The organism is Limnohabitans sp. Rim8 (assembly GCF_943326455.1).
Classification (GTDB): Bacteria; Pseudomonadota; Gammaproteobacteria; order Burkholderiales; family Burkholderiaceae_C; genus Limnohabitans_A.
Window position 1 is genome coordinate 49,761 of record NZ_CALPTI020000010.1, and the last position, 17,133, is coordinate 66,893.

Sequence of the window (17,133 nt, forward strand, 5' to 3'; positions counted from 1 at the left end):
CTTGTCAATCAGTGATTGTCTTTGGGAACAGCTGATCCGCGTTGGCCGACCAGGAAGTCCATGTCTGCGCCCTCGTCAGCTTGCAGCACATGGTCGATGTAGAGTTTCCAGTAGCCTGACTGCATGGCTGGTTCAGGCTTGGTCCATGCGGCCAGGCGTTTGGCCAGTTCCTCGTTGCTGATCATCAATTGCAGTTTGCGCTCGGGTACGTTGAGCGAGATCATGTCACCGTTTTGCACCACAGCCAGCGGACCGCCTGCAGCCGCTTCAGGTGATGTGTGCAAGACCACGGTGCCATAGGCGGTGCCACTCATGCGGGCATCGCTGATGCGGACCATGTCGGTGATGCCTTTGCGCAGCACCTTGGGGGGCAGTGGCATGTTGCCGACTTCGGCCATGCCGGGGTAACCCTTGGGGCCGCAGTTCTTCAGCACCAATATGCAGGTTTCATCGACGTCCAGGTTTTCGTCGTCGATGCGTTTGTGGAAATCATCGCTGTCTTCAAACACCACGGCCCGGCCCGTGTGCACCATCAGTGCGGGGGTGGCCGCGCTGGGTTTGATGACCGCGCCACGCGGGGCTAAGTTGCCGCGCAAGATGGCAATGCCCGCTTTTTCTTTGAAAGGCGCGTCCATGGTCTTGATGACACGAGGGTCGTAATTCACGGCCGCTTCGTTGTTCTCGCGCACACTCTTGCCGCTCACGGTGATGATGTTGTTGTGCAAGAGGCTTTCGATCTCTTTCATGACGACCGGCAAGCCACCCGCATAGCAAAAGTCTTCCATGAGGTGCTCGCCAGAAGGCTGCATGTTCAAAATGCAGGACATATCACTGCCCAATCGTTCAAAGTCATCCAAGGTGAGTTTCAAACCCAGACGACCGGCAATCGCGATCAGGTGAATGACAGCGTTGGTCGAGCCACCGATGGCGGCCAGTGTACGGATGGCGTTTTCAAAAGCTTCACGGGTGAGCACTTTGCTGATGGTCTGGTCGGTGTGAACCATTTCCACAATGCGGCGACCCGAGTCGCGCGCCAAAACGTTGCGGCGACCATCTACCGCAGGGAAGGTGGCATTACCCGGCAAACCAATGCCCAAGGCTTCGACCATGCAGGCCATGGTGCTGGCCGTGCCCATGGTCATGCAGTGGCCATGGCTGCGGTGCATGCAGCTTTCGGCATCGAAGAAATCAGCCAGCTTGAGGGTGCCTGCGCGCACCTGTTCGCTCATGCTCCACACGCCTGTGCCGGAGCCCAGTTCTTGGCCGCGCCATTTGCCATTGAGCATGGGGCCACCGCTGATGCCAATGGTGGGCAGCCCAACGCTGGAAGCGCCCATCAGCAAACTGGGGGTGGTTTTGTCGCAGCCCATCAGCAGCACCACGCCGTCGATCGGGTTGCCACGGATGCTTTCTTCCACGTCCATGCTGGCCAGGTTCCGGTAGAGCATGGCGGTGGGGCGCAGCAGCGTTTCGCCGAGAGACATCACGGGAAACTCAAGAGGGAATCCGCCAGCCTCGTAAACGCCGATCTTGACCTGCTCGGCCAGAGCGCGGAAGTGCGAATTACAAGGTGTCAGTTCGCTGAAGGTGTTGCAGATGCCAATGACTGGGCGACCATCAAACTGGTCATGCGGCACGCCCTTGCCTTTAACCCAGCTGCGGTAGGCAAAGCCATCGCGGTCTTGTCGGCCAAACCATTGCTGGCTGCGCAGTTCTTCGGGTTTTTTGCGGGGGGTGTCGCTCATGGTGCGTGTCCAGGTTGGGAGTGAATCGTGAATCTTGAAAATCCTATCGTATGACGATAGAAAAACAAACAGGCTATGTAAAGCCAGCGACATACGGGCAAACCCTAGACGCCAATAAGACCCTGCCTAGGGTTTACCAGAGTCTGTCTCCGGTCGCCAATCATCATATGATAGGTCGCTCGACCGTATTCGGCCATGACGAACAATTTCCACAAAAATTCTCTTGATTTATTGGGCCAGGCCATTTTGTCTGGTCGTTATGGGGTGGGCGCAAGCCTGCCTCCTGAGCCTGTTTTGTGCGAAGAGTTGGGTGTGAGCCGCACCGTGGTGCGCGAGGCCATCAAGTCGCTGGTGGCCAAAGGCTTGCTATCGACCGGCCCCAAGGTCGGCACGCGCGTCATGCCCGATGCGCACTGGAACTGGTTTGACCCCGATGTGGTGGCTTGGCAGGCTCGCTGCGGTCTGACACCTGAGTTTTTGAAAGACTTGCAAGAGCTGCGTCGCGTGGTCGAGCCAGCCGCAGTGCGCCTGGCTGCTGAGCGGGCCACGCCCGAAGACATCGCCCACATTGAGACCGCCTATGCGGGCATGAAACAAGCAGTGGAAGAGGGTGGCGATTACGTCACGCACGACCTGCGTTTTCATGAAGGTTTGCTGCAGGCCTCGCACAACCGCATGCTGGTGCAAATGAGCAAGGCGCTCAATGCCTTGCTGCGCACCAGTTTCGAAATTTCCACCCGCATTGAGGATGGCACCAAGACGTCCTTGCCTTTGCACCGTGCGGTGCTCAACGCTGTCATCGCCCGCAACCCTGCCAAGGCCGAACGGGCCGTCATGGTCTTGATCGAAGGCGCCCGACAAGACATTGAGCAGGTGTTGGCCTCGCGCCGCAAGTTGCCCACGGTCTCGGGGGTGGCCACCCGCATCCAATCGAAAAACCGGTCTGTCAAGACGGCCGGCAAGAAAGTGATCAGGGCAGTGGCCTGAGCCGAAAGACACGCATGCAAAAGACGATCAATGTTTTTTTCAAACTGTTGGAGTTCCTGGTGGTGGCCTGCCTGGTGGCCATGGTCATCATGGTCTTTGGCAACGTGGTGTTGCGCTACGGGTTCAATTCGGGCATATCGGTTTCAGACGAGATGTCGCGATATTGCTTCATTTGGCTGACCTACATCGGGGCGATGGTGGCCATGCGTGAAAAGGGTCATCTGGGTGTGGATACCCTGGTGCGTCGCTTGCCTTTGGGCGGTAAAAAGATGTGCTTTTTTCTCAGCGAAATCCTGATGCTGCTTTGCAATGCTTTGTTTTTTTGGGGTACTTGGAAAATGCACGACTTGCAAGTGACCAACATCTCGGTGGTGGTGGGCATTTCCATGATCTGGATCTATGGCATCGGTTACGTCACAGCCAGCGTCATGGCGGTCATGAACCTTAATCAACTGCGCTTGCTGCTGACGGGTCGCCTGAAAGAAGAGGACTTGGTGATGGTGGTGGAGTCTGAGGACGCAGTGGCCCTCGAAGACTTGGAACCCAAAGCGATGACACCTGAAATGCGGGGGCGCGCATGACCATCGCTGTTTTTGTGTTCAGTCTGCTTGGGGCGATGGCCTTGGGCATGCCCATTGCCTATGCCTTGCTGGTGTGTGGTTTGAGTTTGATGGCCTACATGGCCAGCAACGGCATGATCAACGCGTTCGACAGCCAAATATTGGCGCAGCGCTTTGTCGATGGGGCCGACAACTTCCCGTTGCTGGCCGTGCCGTTCTTCTTGTTGGCGGGCGAGTTCATGAATGCCGGTGGCTTGAGCCGCCGCATCGTGAACCTGGCCATGGCCTGGGTGGGTCATTTCCGTGGGGGCTTGGGTTATGTGGCTGTGATGGCAGCGGTCATTATGGCCTCGCTGTCGGGTTCGGCCGTGGCCGACACAGCCGCACTGGCGGCCTTGTTGATTCCGATGATGAAGCGGGCGGGTTACAACGTGGGGCGATCGGCCGGTTTGATTGCATCGGGCGGCATCATCGCGCCGGTGATCCCGCCTTCGATCGGTTTCATCATCTTCGGTGTGGCGGCCAACGTCTCTATCACCAAGCTGTTTTTGGCGGGCATCGTGCCAGGCTTGTTGATGGGCGTGGCCATTGGCTTGACTTGGTGGTGGGTGGCCAAGCGCGAAAATGTGCAGCCTGGACCTCGCATGAAGCTGGCCGAAAAACTGAAAGCGACCCGTGAAGGGATTTTGGCTTTGGGCTTACCGGTGTTCATCATTGGCGGTATGAAGTTTGGTGTGTTCACCCCGACAGAGGCGGCCGTGGTTGCCGCTGTGTACAGCTTTGTGGTGGGGGTGTTCATTTACCGTGAGTTGCAGTGGTCCAAGTTGTACGGCTTGATTTTGGCGGCCGGTAAAACCACCTCGGTGATCATGTTCTTGGTGGCTGCCGCCATGGTCAGCGCTTGGTTGATCACGGTGGCCAACATTCCGGCCGAGGTGGCCCGGATGATGGAGCCACTCATGCACAACAAAACTTTGCTGATGGTGGTGTTGATGCTCTTGGTCATTGTGGTGGGCACGGCGCTGGACTTCACACCCACCGTGTTGATCCTGACCCCGGTGCTGATGCCTTTGGTCATCAAGGCGGGCATCGATCCCGTTTATTTTGGTGTGTTGTTCATCATGAACAACGCCATCGGCCTGATCACACCACCCGTGGGTACCGTGCTCAATGTGGTGTGTGGTGTGGCCAAAATCAACATGGACACGGCGTTCAGAGGGGTGCTGCCATTTTTGTGGGCGCAACTCGCTGTGCTGGCCTTGTTGATTGCTTTTCCATCTATCGTCATCGAGCCGATGAAATGGATGCTGAGATGATTTTTTAACCCGTGTATTTTTTAAAGGAGACAAGCATGATGAAACGCAGAAATTTGGTGGCCCTGATTGCGGGCACATTCTTGGTGGCCTCCAGTGCCATGGCCCAGTTTGCCGACCGCAACATCAAGTTCACCAACGGCGTGAACGAAGACCACCCAGTTGGTGTGGGCGTGAAGAAAATGCAAGAAGTGCTGGCGGCCAAAACCGGCGGCAAGATGAAAATCACCGCCTTCTGGGGTGGTGCCGCGGGCGGTGACTTGCCAGCCACACAGGCTTTGCGTGCAGGTACGCAAGAGATGGTTTGCACCTCCAGCTCGCCTTTGGTGGGCATCATCAAAGAGTTGGGTGTGTTTGACTTGCCTTTCCTGTTTGCCAATGAAAAAGAAGCCGATGCTGTCCTTGATGGTGCAGCTGGCAGGTACTTCAATGCCAAGCTCGAAGCCGCAGGCTTGGTGAACCTGGCGTATTGGGAAAACGGTTTCCGTAACCTCACCAACAGCAAGCGCCCAGTCACCAAGTTGGAGGATTTTGAGGGTGTCAAAGTTCGTGTGATGCAGAACAACATCTTCCTGGACACCTTCCGCACGCTGGGCACCAATGCCGTGCCCATGGCTTTTGGCGAGGTGTTCACCGCGCTGGAGACCAAGACCATCGACGGTCAGGAAAACCCCTTCGTGACGATTGAGACCTCCAAGTTCAACGAAGTGCAGCGTTTCTTGAGTGTGACGCGACATGCCTACACGCCGTTCCTGATTCTTTACAGCAAAAAACTGTGGGACCAGCTGAACCCACAAGAGCAGGCGGTGTTGCGTGAAGCTGCACTTGAAGGCCAAAAAGTCCAGCGTGCCGCCAACCGTGCCCTGAACGAAAGATCTTTGGCTTCGCTCAAAACCAAGGGCATGCAGGTCAATGAAGTCAGTGCTGCCGAGCAAAACCGCATCCGCGCGCGCGTGGCTTCGGTGTACGACAAGCACAAAGACTCGATTGGCGCCGATGCCATCAAGGTGGTCCAAGACGAGCTGCGCAAGTCACGCGGCGGTTGATCTTCACGCCCTTTGATGAGGCGCTTTCGATGGCGCTGACCCAGAGCTCCACAGCCCCAAGCTGTGGGGCTTTTTTAACGACTGAATAGGTGTTCACATGAAAATCACGCAACTTGAGACCATCCGTCTGGGCGAGTTTCCCAACATCATCTGGGTGCGCGTGCACACCGATGAGGGCTTGGTGGGCTTGGGTGAAACTTTCATGGGTGCGCAAGCGGTTGAGGCTTATTTGCACGAATGGGTCGCGCCTAAATTGATCGGCCAAGACCCTCTGGCCATCGAGTCTCGCCAGCGCGACATCACTGGCTATTTAGGCTGGCGCGGTTCTGGTGTGGAAACGCGTGGCAACTCGTCTGTGGACATCGCCTTGTGGGACATCTTTGGCAAAGCCGCTGGCATGCCGGTTTACACGGCCCTCGGCGGCAAGAGCCGCGATGAGATTCGCGTGTACAACACCTGTGCGGGCTACCAATACATCCGCAGCAACGTCAACCAGACCAGCAGCAACTGGGGTTTGGGCAACAACGCCGGGCCTTACGAAGACCTGCAGGGCTTTTTGCACCGTGCCGACGAGGTGGCCGAGTCGTTGCTCTCCGAAGGCATCACCGGCATGAAGATTTGGCCTTTTGATGTGGCTGCAGAAAAGTCGCATGGCCAGTACATCAGCCCGCAAGACCTGAACACGGCGCTGGAGCCTTTTCGAAAAATCAGGAATGCGGTGGGCGACAAGATGGACATCATGGTGGAGTTCCACAGTCTGTGGCGCTTGCCCATGGCGCAAAAAATTTCAAGGGCTCTGCAAGAGTTCGACACCTTCTGGCACGAAGATGCCATCCGTATGGACAGCCTAGACTTGCTCAAGCAATACGCGGTGGACTGCAAGGCGCTGATTTGTGCGAGCGAGACGCTCAGCTACAAATGGGGTTTCAAGGATTATTTACAAACCGGCGTGGCGGGCGTGGCCATGCTGGACCTGAGTTGGTGCGGGGGGCTGACCGAGGCACGCAAAATCGCTGCCATGGCAGACGCCTGGCAACTGCCCGTGGCCCCGCACGACTGCACCGGGCCTGTGGTGTGGGCTGCGTCCACCCACTTGTCGCTGCATGCGCCCAATGCCTTGATTCAAGAGAGTGTGCGTGCTTTTTACAGCGGCTGGTACAAGGAGCTGGTGACCGAGCTGCCGCAAGTCAAAAACGGCATGATCAGCCTGAACGACAAACCGGGTCTGGGCTTGGAGTTGCTGCCCGACTTGCACAAGAGGGGCGATGCGGTGGTGCGCATCAGCCGATGAAAAAGGGGGTCTGAGAGGGCCCCCTTGCACATGGGTCTCGAAAAATCAACCGCGACCCACAAACGGCATGTTGGTGGCCATGACGGTGGTGAACAAGATGTTGGCGGACAAAGGCAGGCGGGCCATGGTCAGGAAAGTCTCGACCACAGCGCTCATGTCCATGCGCGGTTCGGCTTTGATGGTCAGGTCGGCCTGGTGCACGCCCGAGGCCATTTTGAGGGTCATGTCTGAAGCCACGTTGCCGATGTCGATCTGGCCCACGGCGATGCTGTAGGGGCGGCCGTCCAAAGACGCAGCGCGGGTCAGGCCCGAAATGGCGTGCTTGGTGGCGGTGTAGGCAATCGAGCCAGGACGCGGGACATGGGCTGAGATCGAGCCATTGTTGATGATGCGGCCGCCTTGCGGGCTTTGCTCTTGCATCAGCTTGAAGGCGTACGACAAGGTGTAGAAAGCGCCGTTCAGGTTGATGTCCACCGCACGGCGCCATTCGTCACCCGACAGGTCGCCTGGCAAGGTGTAGGGCAGGGAAATGCCTGCGTTGTTGAACACCAAGTCGAGGCGGCCAAAGCGCGAACGAATTTGCTCAAACAGGACTTTGACTTCAGGCTCTTTGGACAGGTCGGTCGGGATGGCGTGGGCGTTGCCAGCATGGGGGCCTGCTTCGGCCACGGCAGCGGCCAGTGCGTCGGCTCGGCGACCAACCAGAACCACTTGCCAGCCTTCTTTGAGCAGGGCCAGGGCGCAGGCTTTGCCAATACCTGAACTGGCACCGGTGACGAGGGCGATTTTGGACATGGTGAAAACTTTCTAGAGAGGACTGGAAAAACCTGCGATTTTCAGGCGTTTTGAAAAGAAATCTGTACCTTGAGCGACTGGCTTTTGTCTGCGGCCAGATCAAAAGCTTCGATGGCGCGCTCCACAGGCAAGATGCCGGTGATCACGGGTTTGCCGTTGACCAGGCCTTCGTTCAAAAAACGCACGGCGGTGGCGAATTCGGCGTGGAAGCGGAAAGTGCCGCGCAGGTCCACCTCTTTGGCCACGATTTGCGTCATGGGCAGGCTGATGTCGCCTCCCATGCCCACGGTGATCAGCACGCCACGGGGCACGATGGTGTCCAGGCCTAAGCGCAAAGCGGCTTCACTGCCCGAGGCTTCAAACACCACATCGAATTGGCCTTTTTCCACCTTGTAGGCCTCTAGCGCTTGGGGTTGGGTCTTGAGGTTGATGGTCTCGTCAGCGCCCATCTCTTTGGCGCAAGTCAAAGGCAAGTCGGCGATGTCGGCGGCCACGATGCGGGCAGCACCCGCACGGCGCAATGCACCAATCAAAAGCGAGCCAATGGGGCCGCAACCGGTCACCAGCACTTGCTTGCCCAAAACGCTGCCCGCACGCTGGATGGCGTGCAAGCCCACCGACAAAGGCTCAGCCAAGGCGGCTTCGGACAGACTCAGGTGGTCGGCAATCGGGTGGGCTTGGTAGCCCTCGATGATGAGTTGCTCACTGAAGCCCCCTTGGATGTGCGGGAAGGGCATGGCACTGCCGTAAAAACGCATGTGGAGGCAATGGTTGTGCTGGCCCGCTTGGCAAAAGCGGCAGTGGCCGCAGGGGCGCGAAGGTGAGATGGCAATGCGCTGGCCTTGGGGCACGCCGCTCACACCCGCTCCCACAGCATCGACCACACCCGAGATTTCGTGACCCAGCGCAATCGGCTGCTTGATGCGCACGGTGCCAAAGCCACCGTGTTGGTAGTAATGCAGGTCCGAGCCGCAAATGCCGCCATAGGCCACATTCACGCGCAGCTGCTGCTCACCCAAAGGTGGCAACTCGGTATGTTCGATGCGCAGGTCTTGGGCCGAATGGCAGACAACGGATTTCATGGGGGGTCCTCGCAAAAGCTTCAAAGGGTGGCGGTCACGCCGCCGTCAACATAAAGGATATGGCCATTCACAAAGCGCGAGGCGTCTGAGGCCAGAAAGACGGCCGCGCCGCCCAAGTCTTGCACATCGCCCCAGCGGCGGATGGGTGTGCGGCCCACCAGCCAGCTGCTGAAAGCCGGATCGTCGACCAGCTTCTGGTTCAGCTCGGTTTTGAAGTAGCCCGGGCCAATGCCGTTGACGTTGATGCCGAACTGGCCCCAGTCAATCGCCATGCCTTTGGTCAGCATTTTCACAGCGCCCTTGGTGGCGGTGTAGGGCGCAATGCCGGGGCGACCCAGTTCGCTTTGCACCGAGCAGATGTTGATGATCTTGCCGCGTCCACGTGGAATCATTTTTTGGGCCACTGCCTTGCCCACGAAGTACACGCTGTCCAGGTTGGTCTTCATGAGGGTGTGCCAATCGGAATCTTGGTACTCGTGCAGCGGGCCGCGAATTTGCATGCCCGCGTTGTTGACCAGGATGTCGATGGGGCCCTGCGCTTCGATGGTTTCTACCGCAGCACGCACACTGTTGGCATCGGTCACGTCAAACACCGAAGTGCTGACCGACAAGCCGTGTGCTTTCAAGGTCTGCGCAGCGGCGTGCACTTTGCTCGTCGTGCGGCCGTTCAAGATGACATGGGCCCCGGCTTGCGCAAGAGCCTCGGCCAGCGCCAAGCCAATGCCTGCAGACGAGCCTGTGATCAGGGCGCGGCGGCCCGATAAATTGAAGGAATCCAGAACATTCATCGCATCAACAACCATTTCAGAGGAACCATCACCAGGCTCGGGAAGGCAATGAGCGAACCCATCACCACCACCTGGGATATCAGGAAAGGCATGACACCCCGTATGACGTCGTGCATGGGAATGCGGCCCACCCCGCAGACCACGTTGAGCACCGTACCCACGGGTGGAGTCAGCAAACCGATGGCGTTGTTCATGATGAACAGCACGCCAAAGTAGACCGGGTCAATGCCTGCTTCGCGGACCAAAGGCATGAGCACGGGCGTCAGGATCAGTACCGTGGGGGCAAAGTCCAGCGCTGTACCCACAATCATCACCAGCAGCATCAACATGACCATCAGCAGGGTTTTGTTCTCGATGAACGGCCGCAAAATTGCGACAATCTGCGATGGGATGTTGGCCACCGTGATGAGCCAGGCCGACACCAAAGCCGCTGCCACCAAAAACATGACCACCGAAGAGGTTTTGGCAGCCGACAAAATGATGCGGTACAGGTCTTTGACCTTGATTTCACGGTAGATGAACAGGCCCACAAACAAGGAGTAAACCACCGCCACCACCGCCGCTTCGGTGGGCGTGAAAACGCCCATCTTCATGCCGCCGATGATGGTGATGGCCAGCAGGTAAGACCAAAACGCGTTGATGGTCACCGAGATGCGTTCTTTGAACGGCACCTTTTCGGCCACCTCCACCTTGTCTTTGCGGGCCACGATCCACCAGGTCACGATCAGGGCAAAACCCATCATGAGCCCTGGAAAAATGCCCGCCATGAACAGCTTGGAGATCGACACGCCGCCGATCACGCCAAACAAGATGAAGCCAATCGAGGGCGGGATCACGGGCGCAATGATGCCGCCCGCGGCAATCAGGCCCGCCGAGCGGTCCATGCGGTAACCGGCTTTGCGCATCATGGGCAGCAAGACGGCGGCCAGAGCAGCCGTGTCGGCAACAGCCGAGCCCGACAAGCTGGCCATGACAATGGCAGCGAACACCGCCACATAACCTAAGCCGCCACGAAAGTGGCCCACCCAGACCATGGCCGAATTGACGATGCGCCGGCTCATGCCACCTGCGTTCATCAACTCACCGGCCAACATGAAAAAGGGCACGGCCATCAGCGGAAAGTTGTCGGCCCCGTTGATCAGGTTTTGCGACACGATTTGCGTGTCGAAGTTGTCCAGGTGCAGCATCAGAGCCACGCCTGAGACCAGCAGTGAAAAGGCCAGTGGCATGCCCAGCGCCATGGCGGCGAGCAGCGAAACAATGAAAACAATCACGGTCATTTGGAGGCCCCTTGTGTGTGGGCGATCGCGATTTCTTCAGAGTCTTGCACTTGGATCAAATCGGTCTCTTTGAATTTTCCTTGTGCCAGATGCACCAGTTTGCCCAGGATCATCAGACCCATGGCCACACTGGTGATGTAGCCCACACCATAGACCCAGCTCATGGGTATTTCCGTCACGGCCGAGCGTGTGGTGGCGTTGATGCTGTGTTGTTTGAGTGTGCCGTAAAACATCAGGCTGCAGCAGCCCAGCATCAGCAGGTTGGACACAGCGAAAGCCAATTTTTTGCCGCGAAGGCTGAGCTTGCGCACGATGGTGTCCAAGCCGAGGTGACCGTTTTCACGCATGGTGACAATGGCCCCCAAGAAGGTGATCCAGATGAACAAAAACCGCGACAACTCTTCTGAGCTGATGATGCCGTCGTTGAAGCCGTAGCGCAGCACCACGTTGCCAAACACCATGATCACCATGGCCGACAACATGATGACCAGCGTGACTTCTGCCAGCTTGAAGAAAAGGTCGTTGATTTTTTTCATACGGAAATCAAAAAAACCCCCTCCAAGGAGGGGGCGTGTTGTCGGTCAAATCATCACTTGGTGTCTTCGATGGCTTTGAGCAAAGCCGGTCCGTTTTTCTCGCCAAAAGTTTTGGCAATTTCTGCTGACACGATCTTCTGGAACGGGGCCATGTCCACCTTCTCAATCACCTGCATACCGGACTTCTTCAGATCGGCCAACACCTTGCCCGCGTTGGACGCGTTCAAGTTGCGTTGGAAGGTGGCGGCTTCGCGTGCTGCATCGACCATGATTTTTTGGTAGTTGGCGGGCAGGCTGTCAAATTTGGCCTTGTTCATCGCCACCACCAAAGGCGAGTAAACGTGGTTGCTCACCGTCAGGTGCTTTTGCACTTCGAAGAACTTGGACGACCAGGTCACGTTGATCGGGTGCTCTTGTGCGTCAAAGGTGCCGGTTTCCAAGGCGGTGTACAGCTCGGCAATTGGCATGGGCGAGGGGTTCATGCCCAGCAGGCGAAAGGCCTGGATGTGGTACGGATTGGGTGTGGAGCGGATCTTCAAGCCCTTCAAGTCCTCGGGCTTGTTGACCGGACGCTTGTTGTTGGTGAAGGCGCGCCAGCCGTTTTCCCAGTAGGCCAAGCCTTTCAATCCGTGAGGTGTCAGCTCATTGAGCACGCCGGTGCCGACCGCACCATCCAGTACGTTGTAGGCGTGTTGTGCGCTGCGGAACACAAAGGGCAGTTCCATCGCGGCCGTGTTGGGCACGATGCCGTTGAAGTTGGAGGCACCGCTGGAGACGATGTCGATCGTGCCGCCGCGTGTGCCGTTGATCATGGCCGCGTCGTTGCCCAATTGGTTGGCCGGGAACACGGTGATTTCAACGTCGCCGTTGGTGCGTTGTTTGACCAGTTCAGCCAGCTTCAGGGCGGCGGCATGCTGGCCGTCGGTGGCGTTGACCGCGTGGCCCATTTTCAGGTTGAACTTGGCGGCGTAAGCGCTGGAGCCGACGGCGGCCACAAGGCAGGCGAGAAGGATGCGGGAAAGTTTCATGGTGTTGTCTCCTGGTTTAAAAAAGGACTGTCGCAAAACTCAATCGGTGGGCAGCGCATATTCATCTGCGCTGAAGACGGTGTGAAACACAGTGCCATCGAACATGGCGATCATGTCTTTCGACACTTCTTTGCTCTTCATGCGCACCTCGGAGGCCAGGGCGATCGCTATCGCCTCGCGGCTGGGGTAGCGGACGGCCAGCACCATGCCAAAGTGAGGATCGGCTACATCGCTTTCGACCTGGCGCAAGACGCGCACTTCTTGGGCGCCGGGAAAACGGGTCCACAGGGGCACCAGGTTCTCTCGGATGTAGCGGTTGAACGCTTCTTCCATGCCGGGTTTGACTTGGCCTTGGAAGAATGCACAGCGGATGAACATGAGGAGACTTTCGTAAAAATCAGAGGGCAGGGTGCAGCCGGCTGTGTAGAGCCTGGAGTGCTTGCGCGACCATGTCCTGTATGGGCTCGGTGATGGGCAGGCGAATGACATCGGTTTCATCGGCCCGGGGCTTTTCGAGGGTGAGGAACTGGCTGTCGAGCAAACCCGGTTGCATGTAATGCCCCACTCGCTGGCGCATGCGTTGTTGGATCAAATCGAAGTCGCCATCCAAAAACACAAAGCACACATCGCCTGCTTGTTCGCGGATGCGCTCGCGGTATACGCGCTTGAGTGCTGAACAGGCGACCACGCGCCCGGGTTCTTGGGCTTGCGCAAGGTAGTGCCCAATGCGGTCCAGCCAGGGCCAGCGGTCGGCATCTTGCAGGGCAATGCCCGAGCGCATCTTGGCCACGCTCTCGGGCAGGTGCAAGTCATCGCCATCCACCATTTCGAGACCCATGCGTTCGCCCAAGGCGCTCGCCATGGTCGACTTGCCGCAACCGGACACCCCCATGACGATCAGGCGCAAAGGCATGGTGTTCATGCGCATTGACTGTGGCTCACTTCAGCGCAGCTTGGCACTCGGGCACGGGTGTGTGCAGAGGCTGTCCCGCAATGCCGGCCTTCATGTTGTCAAAAGCCAGATCGGCCATGGCCTGCCGTGTTTCGGAGGTGGCGCTGGCCATGTGCGGCGTCAGCACAACATTACGCAGGCTCCACAGCGCTTCGGGCACATGGGGTTCGTTGGCAAACACATCGAGGCCTGCGCCTGCGATGGTGCCGTTTTGGAGGGCGGTGATCAGGGCCTCTTCATCAACCACGCTGCCACGGGCCACATTGATCAAAAAGCCACGGGGTCCCAGGGCTTTCAGCACTTCGGCGTTGATCAGGTGTTTGGTGCCTGCGCCGCCGGGCGTGATGGCTACCAAAAAGTCCACGTGAGAGGCCAGATCGGTCGCCGTGGGATAGAACTTGTGGCTCGATTCTGGTTTTTCGGTGCGGGCGGTGTAGGCGATCGACATGCCGAAAGCCTGAGCCCGTTGCGCGATGGCCTTGCCAATGCGGCCTAGCCCGACGATGCCCAGGCGTGCGCCCGTGACCTTGCGGCCCAAGGCCATGGGGCCGTTGGGCCACTGGCCTGCACGCACAAACTGGTCTGCCTGAGGAATGGCGCGGCCCACCGACAACACCAAACCCATGGCCAGATCCGCGACATCGTCGGTCAGCACATCGGGTGTGTGGGTCACGGGAATGCCGTACTCGATAGCGGCGGGCACATCCACACCGTCATAGCCCACGCCAAACACCGCCACTACTTTGGCATTGGGCAGTTGCGCCAGCAGACTGCGCGGCACGCTGGCCTCCCCCGTGCCGGCAACACCCACGATGCGGTGGGCCAGGGCGGCAAAGGCGGCCGGGTCGGTCACATGCGTGCGGTCGTGCACCGTGTACAGCGATTCCAGGGCTTTTTGGTAAAAGGGGTGCAGTTTGGCCACGGCCAGCACATCGGGTTTGGACACGTCACAACTCCTGTTCCTCGCTTTTGGACAGCGCTGTCCAAAAGGCTTAAAAAATGTCACCCAGATCGAATGCCTTGACATCGGCTGGCTTGCGGGAGATCCGGTTTTGGCAAGATTTCTCTTCAAAACCTGAGGGATAGCGCTATCCTATCGACCTGGTCACCCAGAACTTCTACGGATAAACCCTTGCCTAGTCCTCTTGCCCAGACCCGAAAGCACCGCGCATCAGGCCGCGTCACGCTGAGTGATGTGGCCCGCGCCGCGGGCGTGAGCCCCAGCACCGTCTCGCGGGCGCTGCGCGGGGAGCGGGCGGTGGACCCGGCCCTGATTGAGCGCGTCATGGCCGTGTCGGACATGCTTGGCTATGTGCCCGACCCGGCAGCCAGGGCCTTGGCCTCGCAGCGCAGTGACCATGTGGGCATCCTGATTCCACTGTTGTCCAATGCCCTGTTTGTGGACCTGCTCGACGCCGCCCAAACCAGTTTTCGCGCGGCCGGCTACCAGACCCTCATGGGCGTGACCCACTACAACCCCAGCGAAGAAGAACAACTGTTGCGCGAGCAACTGCTGCACCGCCCGGCGGGCCTGCTGGTGACCGGTCTCGATCACAACCCGGCGACACGCCAGCTGATGGCACGCAGCCAGGTGCCCTGCGTGCACCTGATGGATATGCCCGCCAGCGACGGTGAAGCCTTGTATTGTGTGGGCTTTCGGCAAACCGATGCAGGCGTTGCCATGACGCGCCACCTGCTGGGTAGAGGCCGCCGCCGCATCGCTTTTGCCGCGGCGCAACTCGATCCGCGCGTGATGCAGCGTCTGTACGGCTGGCGTCACGCCTTGCAAGAAGCGGGTGTGTTCGACCCCACGCTCGAATTCCTCAACCCCGCACCCTCATCGTTGGCATTGGGTGGCTTGATGTTCGAGCAAATCATGCAGCAGCGCCCCACCGTGGACGCCATCTTTTTTTGCAACGACGACCTGGCCCAAGGCGCTTTGATGGCGGCGCTGCGCAGGGGGGTGTCGGTGCCGCAGCAAGTGGCCATTGCCGGGTTCAATGACCTGACCGGCAGCGACCAAATGCTGCCCCCGCTGACCACCGTTCGCACGCCGCGAGCGCGCATTGGCCAGGCGGCCGCGGACATGCTGTTGAGCTTGATGCGCGGTGAGGAGCCCGAGCAGCCCCAGCTTGACTTGGGCTTCGAGATCGTCCAGCGCCAAAGCAGCTGAGGCGTTTTTAACCCATGCTGCCTGGCCCATGCAGGACATGGATCAAGGGCTCGCCCCGGCTCAAGCGGCCGATGTTTTCGGCCAGGGTCTCCTGGCGGCGGCGCACCGTGCCGGTTGTCCAGCCCGACATGTGCGGCGTCATCAGCACGTTGTCCAAACCCGAAAAATCGAACTTCGACGGTGCGCATTCGCTTTGCGTAGGGGTGGGATACTGGTACCAAGTGTCGATCACGGCTCCTCCAATTTGACGTGATTTCAGGGCCGCGTAAAGCGCTGACTCATCGATCACCGCACCCCGTCCCACGTTGAGCAGCACCGCATCGGGCCGCATGGCGGCCAAGACCGAAGCATTCACCAGCCCCTTCGTGTCCTTGGTCAGCGGCAGGCTGACCACCACCGCATCGGCGCTGGCCATGAAGGCGTGCAAGTCGTCCAGCGTCCAGCTGTGCTCCACCAGGGGGTGACGGATGGGGCTGCGGTTGGCCACATGCACCCGCATGCCAAAGGCCTTGGCGCGGTGGGCCACGGCTTGCGCGATGTGCCCAAAGCCGAGCAGGCCCAGGGTTTGCGCCCCCAGTTCTGAGCGTAGTGCGGCCTGGCGACCAGCCCAAAACGTCCATTGGCCTTGGCGCAAGTCTTGGTCAGCGCGTGCCAATGGCACATGGCGCGTCAGCAAGGCGGCCATCACGTACTCGGCTATCGCGCTCTCGTGTCCAAAGCAATTGGCCAGCGAGCACTGCGTGGGCAGCAGCGCGGTCGAGATAGCGTCGGTGCCCGCGGCCGGAGCGTGGAACAGCCGCGCCTTCAGGGGGGTGGGCATGGCGCTGTGGAGCTGGATGCCGATCACCACATCCGCGTTTTCGTACAAGGACTGTTCACCCGGCTGATCCAGCCCATCGCTCAGATCGCTGATGCGGTGCTCTGGGGCGATCAGTGCTTCAAAACCTTGGCGAAAATTGGCTGCATTCTGGCCATGGAAAACGATGTTCAAAGGGGCGGTGTTCATGGCGTCTGGTTGGGGTGAAAAACTTGACTTTCAGTCTAAGTCACGGACCTTGGGTCAACTTGTTGGCTCGGCGACAATCGGGCCTTGTAGTTTTTAGGAAAAGGTCACGTTCATGCAAGCCCTGAAAAAAGTCATTCTCTTCACCGACACCGACGGACGTGCCCGTTTTCGAGAAGAGTCGATAGCCCTGACCGAGGGCACACCGCAGAGTCAGTTGTCGTCTTTGATGGCGGCCAGCGCCTGCCAGTTGCGCCAAAGTCCGGTGGGTTTTCGCAGCAGCTTCCATTGCACCGGTAACCCGCAGTGGCTGTTTGTGTTGGGTGGCCAGATGGAGATTTTCTTGCAAGACGGCAGCTCACGCGTTTTTGGCCCGGGTGATTTTTTCTATTCGGCCGATACGCTGCCCCAAGGGGCCACGTTTGACCCCGCCGTGCACGGTCACTGGAGCCGCCAAGTCGGCCCCGATCCGCTGGTGACTTTGTTCGTGCGCGACTGATTCAGCCGGTCAGTCGTGCAAAAAAAAGAGCCCGCTTTTGGCGGGCTCTGTTCAT

18 protein-coding genes are annotated in these 17,133 nt (G+C 58.8%); 7 read left to right on the forward strand and 11 right to left on the reverse strand.

Annotation, left to right across the window (positions count from 1 at the left end; all coding sequences use genetic code 11):
• Positions 1–8 precede the first annotated feature (8 nt).
• Entirely contained in the window at positions 9–1,745 is a 1,737-nt protein-coding gene (locus Q1M54_RS08860) for an IlvD/Edd family dehydratase (protein ID WP_300556362.1), read from the reverse strand.
• Positions 1,746–1,940: 195 nt separating this feature from the next.
• On the opposite strand from Q1M54_RS08860, the gene Q1M54_RS08865 reads away from it, so the two are divergent.
• From Q1M54_RS08865 to Q1M54_RS08885, 5 genes are all read left to right on the forward strand, one after another.
• Positions 1,941–2,732: a FadR/GntR family transcriptional regulator gene (locus Q1M54_RS08865; RefSeq protein WP_300556364.1), complete on the forward strand. Its 792-nt coding sequence runs from the start codon at positions 1,941–1,943 to the stop codon at positions 2,730–2,732.
• A 14-nt stretch (positions 2,733–2,746) separates the two neighbouring features.
• Positions 2,747–3,313 carry a TRAP transporter small permease gene (locus Q1M54_RS08870; protein ID WP_300556366.1) on the forward strand — a complete coding sequence of 189 codons (567 nt, stop codon included), beginning with the start codon at positions 2,747–2,749 and terminating at the stop codon, positions 3,311–3,313.
• Positions 3,310–4,608 (forward strand): TRAP transporter large permease subunit, encoded by a 1,299-nt coding sequence (locus Q1M54_RS08875; RefSeq protein WP_300556368.1) that lies wholly within the window; start codon positions 3,310–3,312, stop codon positions 4,606–4,608. Before Q1M54_RS08870 ends, Q1M54_RS08875 begins: the two co-directional genes overlap by 4 nt.
• Before the next feature lie 35 nt (positions 4,609–4,643).
• Positions 4,644–5,651: a TRAP transporter substrate-binding protein gene (locus tag Q1M54_RS08880; RefSeq protein ID WP_019427722.1), complete on the forward strand. Its 1,008-nt coding sequence runs from the start codon at positions 4,644–4,646 to the stop codon at positions 5,649–5,651.
• 97 nt (positions 5,652–5,748) lie between these two features.
• Positions 5,749–6,942 carry a mandelate racemase/muconate lactonizing enzyme family protein gene (locus tag Q1M54_RS08885; RefSeq protein WP_300556371.1) on the forward strand — a complete coding sequence of 398 codons (1,194 nt, stop codon included), beginning with the start codon at positions 5,749–5,751 and terminating at the stop codon, positions 6,940–6,942.
• 45 nt (positions 6,943–6,987) lie between these two features.
• Here the strand turns inward: Q1M54_RS08885 and Q1M54_RS08890 are convergent, their stop codons facing one another.
• Genes Q1M54_RS08890 through Q1M54_RS08930 form a run of 9 tightly spaced genes read right to left on the reverse strand, consistent with a single transcriptional unit; the run spans position 6,988 to position 14,349 of the window.
• Positions 6,988–7,737 (reverse strand): SDR family oxidoreductase, encoded by a 750-nt coding sequence (locus Q1M54_RS08890; RefSeq protein ID WP_300556373.1) that lies wholly within the window; start codon positions 7,735–7,737, stop codon positions 6,988–6,990.
• Positions 7,738–7,778: 41 nt separating this feature from the next.
• The gene (locus Q1M54_RS08895) at positions 7,779–8,819 is read right to left on the reverse strand and encodes an L-idonate 5-dehydrogenase (protein WP_300556375.1); all 1,041 of its coding nucleotides are present in this window, start codon (positions 8,817–8,819) and stop codon (positions 7,779–7,781) included.
• A 20-nt stretch (positions 8,820–8,839) separates the two neighbouring features.
• A complete protein-coding gene (locus Q1M54_RS08900) occupies positions 8,840–9,622 on the reverse strand; it encodes an SDR family oxidoreductase (RefSeq protein ID WP_300556377.1) in 783 nt (260 codons plus the stop codon).
• Positions 9,604–10,887 carry a TRAP transporter large permease subunit gene (locus Q1M54_RS08905; protein WP_300556379.1) on the reverse strand — a complete coding sequence of 428 codons (1,284 nt, stop codon included), beginning with the start codon at positions 10,885–10,887 and terminating at the stop codon, positions 9,604–9,606. The genes Q1M54_RS08900 and Q1M54_RS08905 overlap by 19 nt, the downstream gene beginning before the upstream one ends.
• Positions 10,884–11,423, reverse strand: a complete 540-nt coding sequence (locus tag Q1M54_RS08910) for a TRAP transporter small permease (protein ID WP_300556381.1) — start codon at positions 11,421–11,423, stop codon at positions 10,884–10,886. The genes Q1M54_RS08905 and Q1M54_RS08910 overlap by 4 nt, the downstream gene beginning before the upstream one ends.
• Before the next feature lie 53 nt (positions 11,424–11,476).
• Complete coding sequence (locus Q1M54_RS08915) at positions 11,477–12,451, reverse strand: TRAP transporter substrate-binding protein (protein WP_300556383.1); 975 nt, start codon at positions 12,449–12,451, stop codon at positions 11,477–11,479.
• 39 nt (positions 12,452–12,490) lie between these two features.
• Positions 12,491–12,829 (reverse strand): hypothetical protein, encoded by a 339-nt coding sequence (locus Q1M54_RS08920; protein ID WP_300556385.1) that lies wholly within the window; start codon positions 12,827–12,829, stop codon positions 12,491–12,493.
• 19 nt (positions 12,830–12,848) lie between these two features.
• Positions 12,849–13,379 carry a gluconokinase gene (locus Q1M54_RS08925; protein WP_300556387.1) on the reverse strand — a complete coding sequence of 177 codons (531 nt, stop codon included), beginning with the start codon at positions 13,377–13,379 and terminating at the stop codon, positions 12,849–12,851.
• 10 nt (positions 13,380–13,389) lie between these two features.
• A complete protein-coding gene (locus Q1M54_RS08930) occupies positions 13,390–14,349 on the reverse strand; it encodes a 2-hydroxyacid dehydrogenase (protein WP_300556389.1) in 960 nt (319 codons plus the stop codon).
• Between the two features lie 186 nt (positions 14,350–14,535).
• On the opposite strand from Q1M54_RS08930, the gene Q1M54_RS08935 reads away from it, so the two are divergent.
• On the forward strand, positions 14,536–15,576 hold the full coding sequence (locus tag Q1M54_RS08935; protein ID WP_300556391.1) for a LacI family DNA-binding transcriptional regulator: 1,041 nt from the start codon (positions 14,536–14,538) through the stop codon (positions 15,574–15,576).
• A 7-nt stretch (positions 15,577–15,583) separates the two neighbouring features.
• Here Q1M54_RS08935 and Q1M54_RS08940 read toward each other — a convergent pair whose 3' ends face one another.
• On the reverse strand, positions 15,584–16,582 hold the full coding sequence (locus tag Q1M54_RS08940; RefSeq protein WP_300556393.1) for a 2-hydroxyacid dehydrogenase: 999 nt from the start codon (positions 16,580–16,582) through the stop codon (positions 15,584–15,586).
• 112 nt (positions 16,583–16,694) lie between these two features.
• Here Q1M54_RS08940 and Q1M54_RS08945 point away from each other — a divergent pair, with 112 nt between their 5' ends.
• On the forward strand, positions 16,695–17,078 hold the full coding sequence (locus tag Q1M54_RS08945) for a hypothetical protein (protein WP_300556395.1): 384 nt from the start codon (positions 16,695–16,697) through the stop codon (positions 17,076–17,078).
• Positions 17,079–17,133 lie beyond the last annotated feature (55 nt).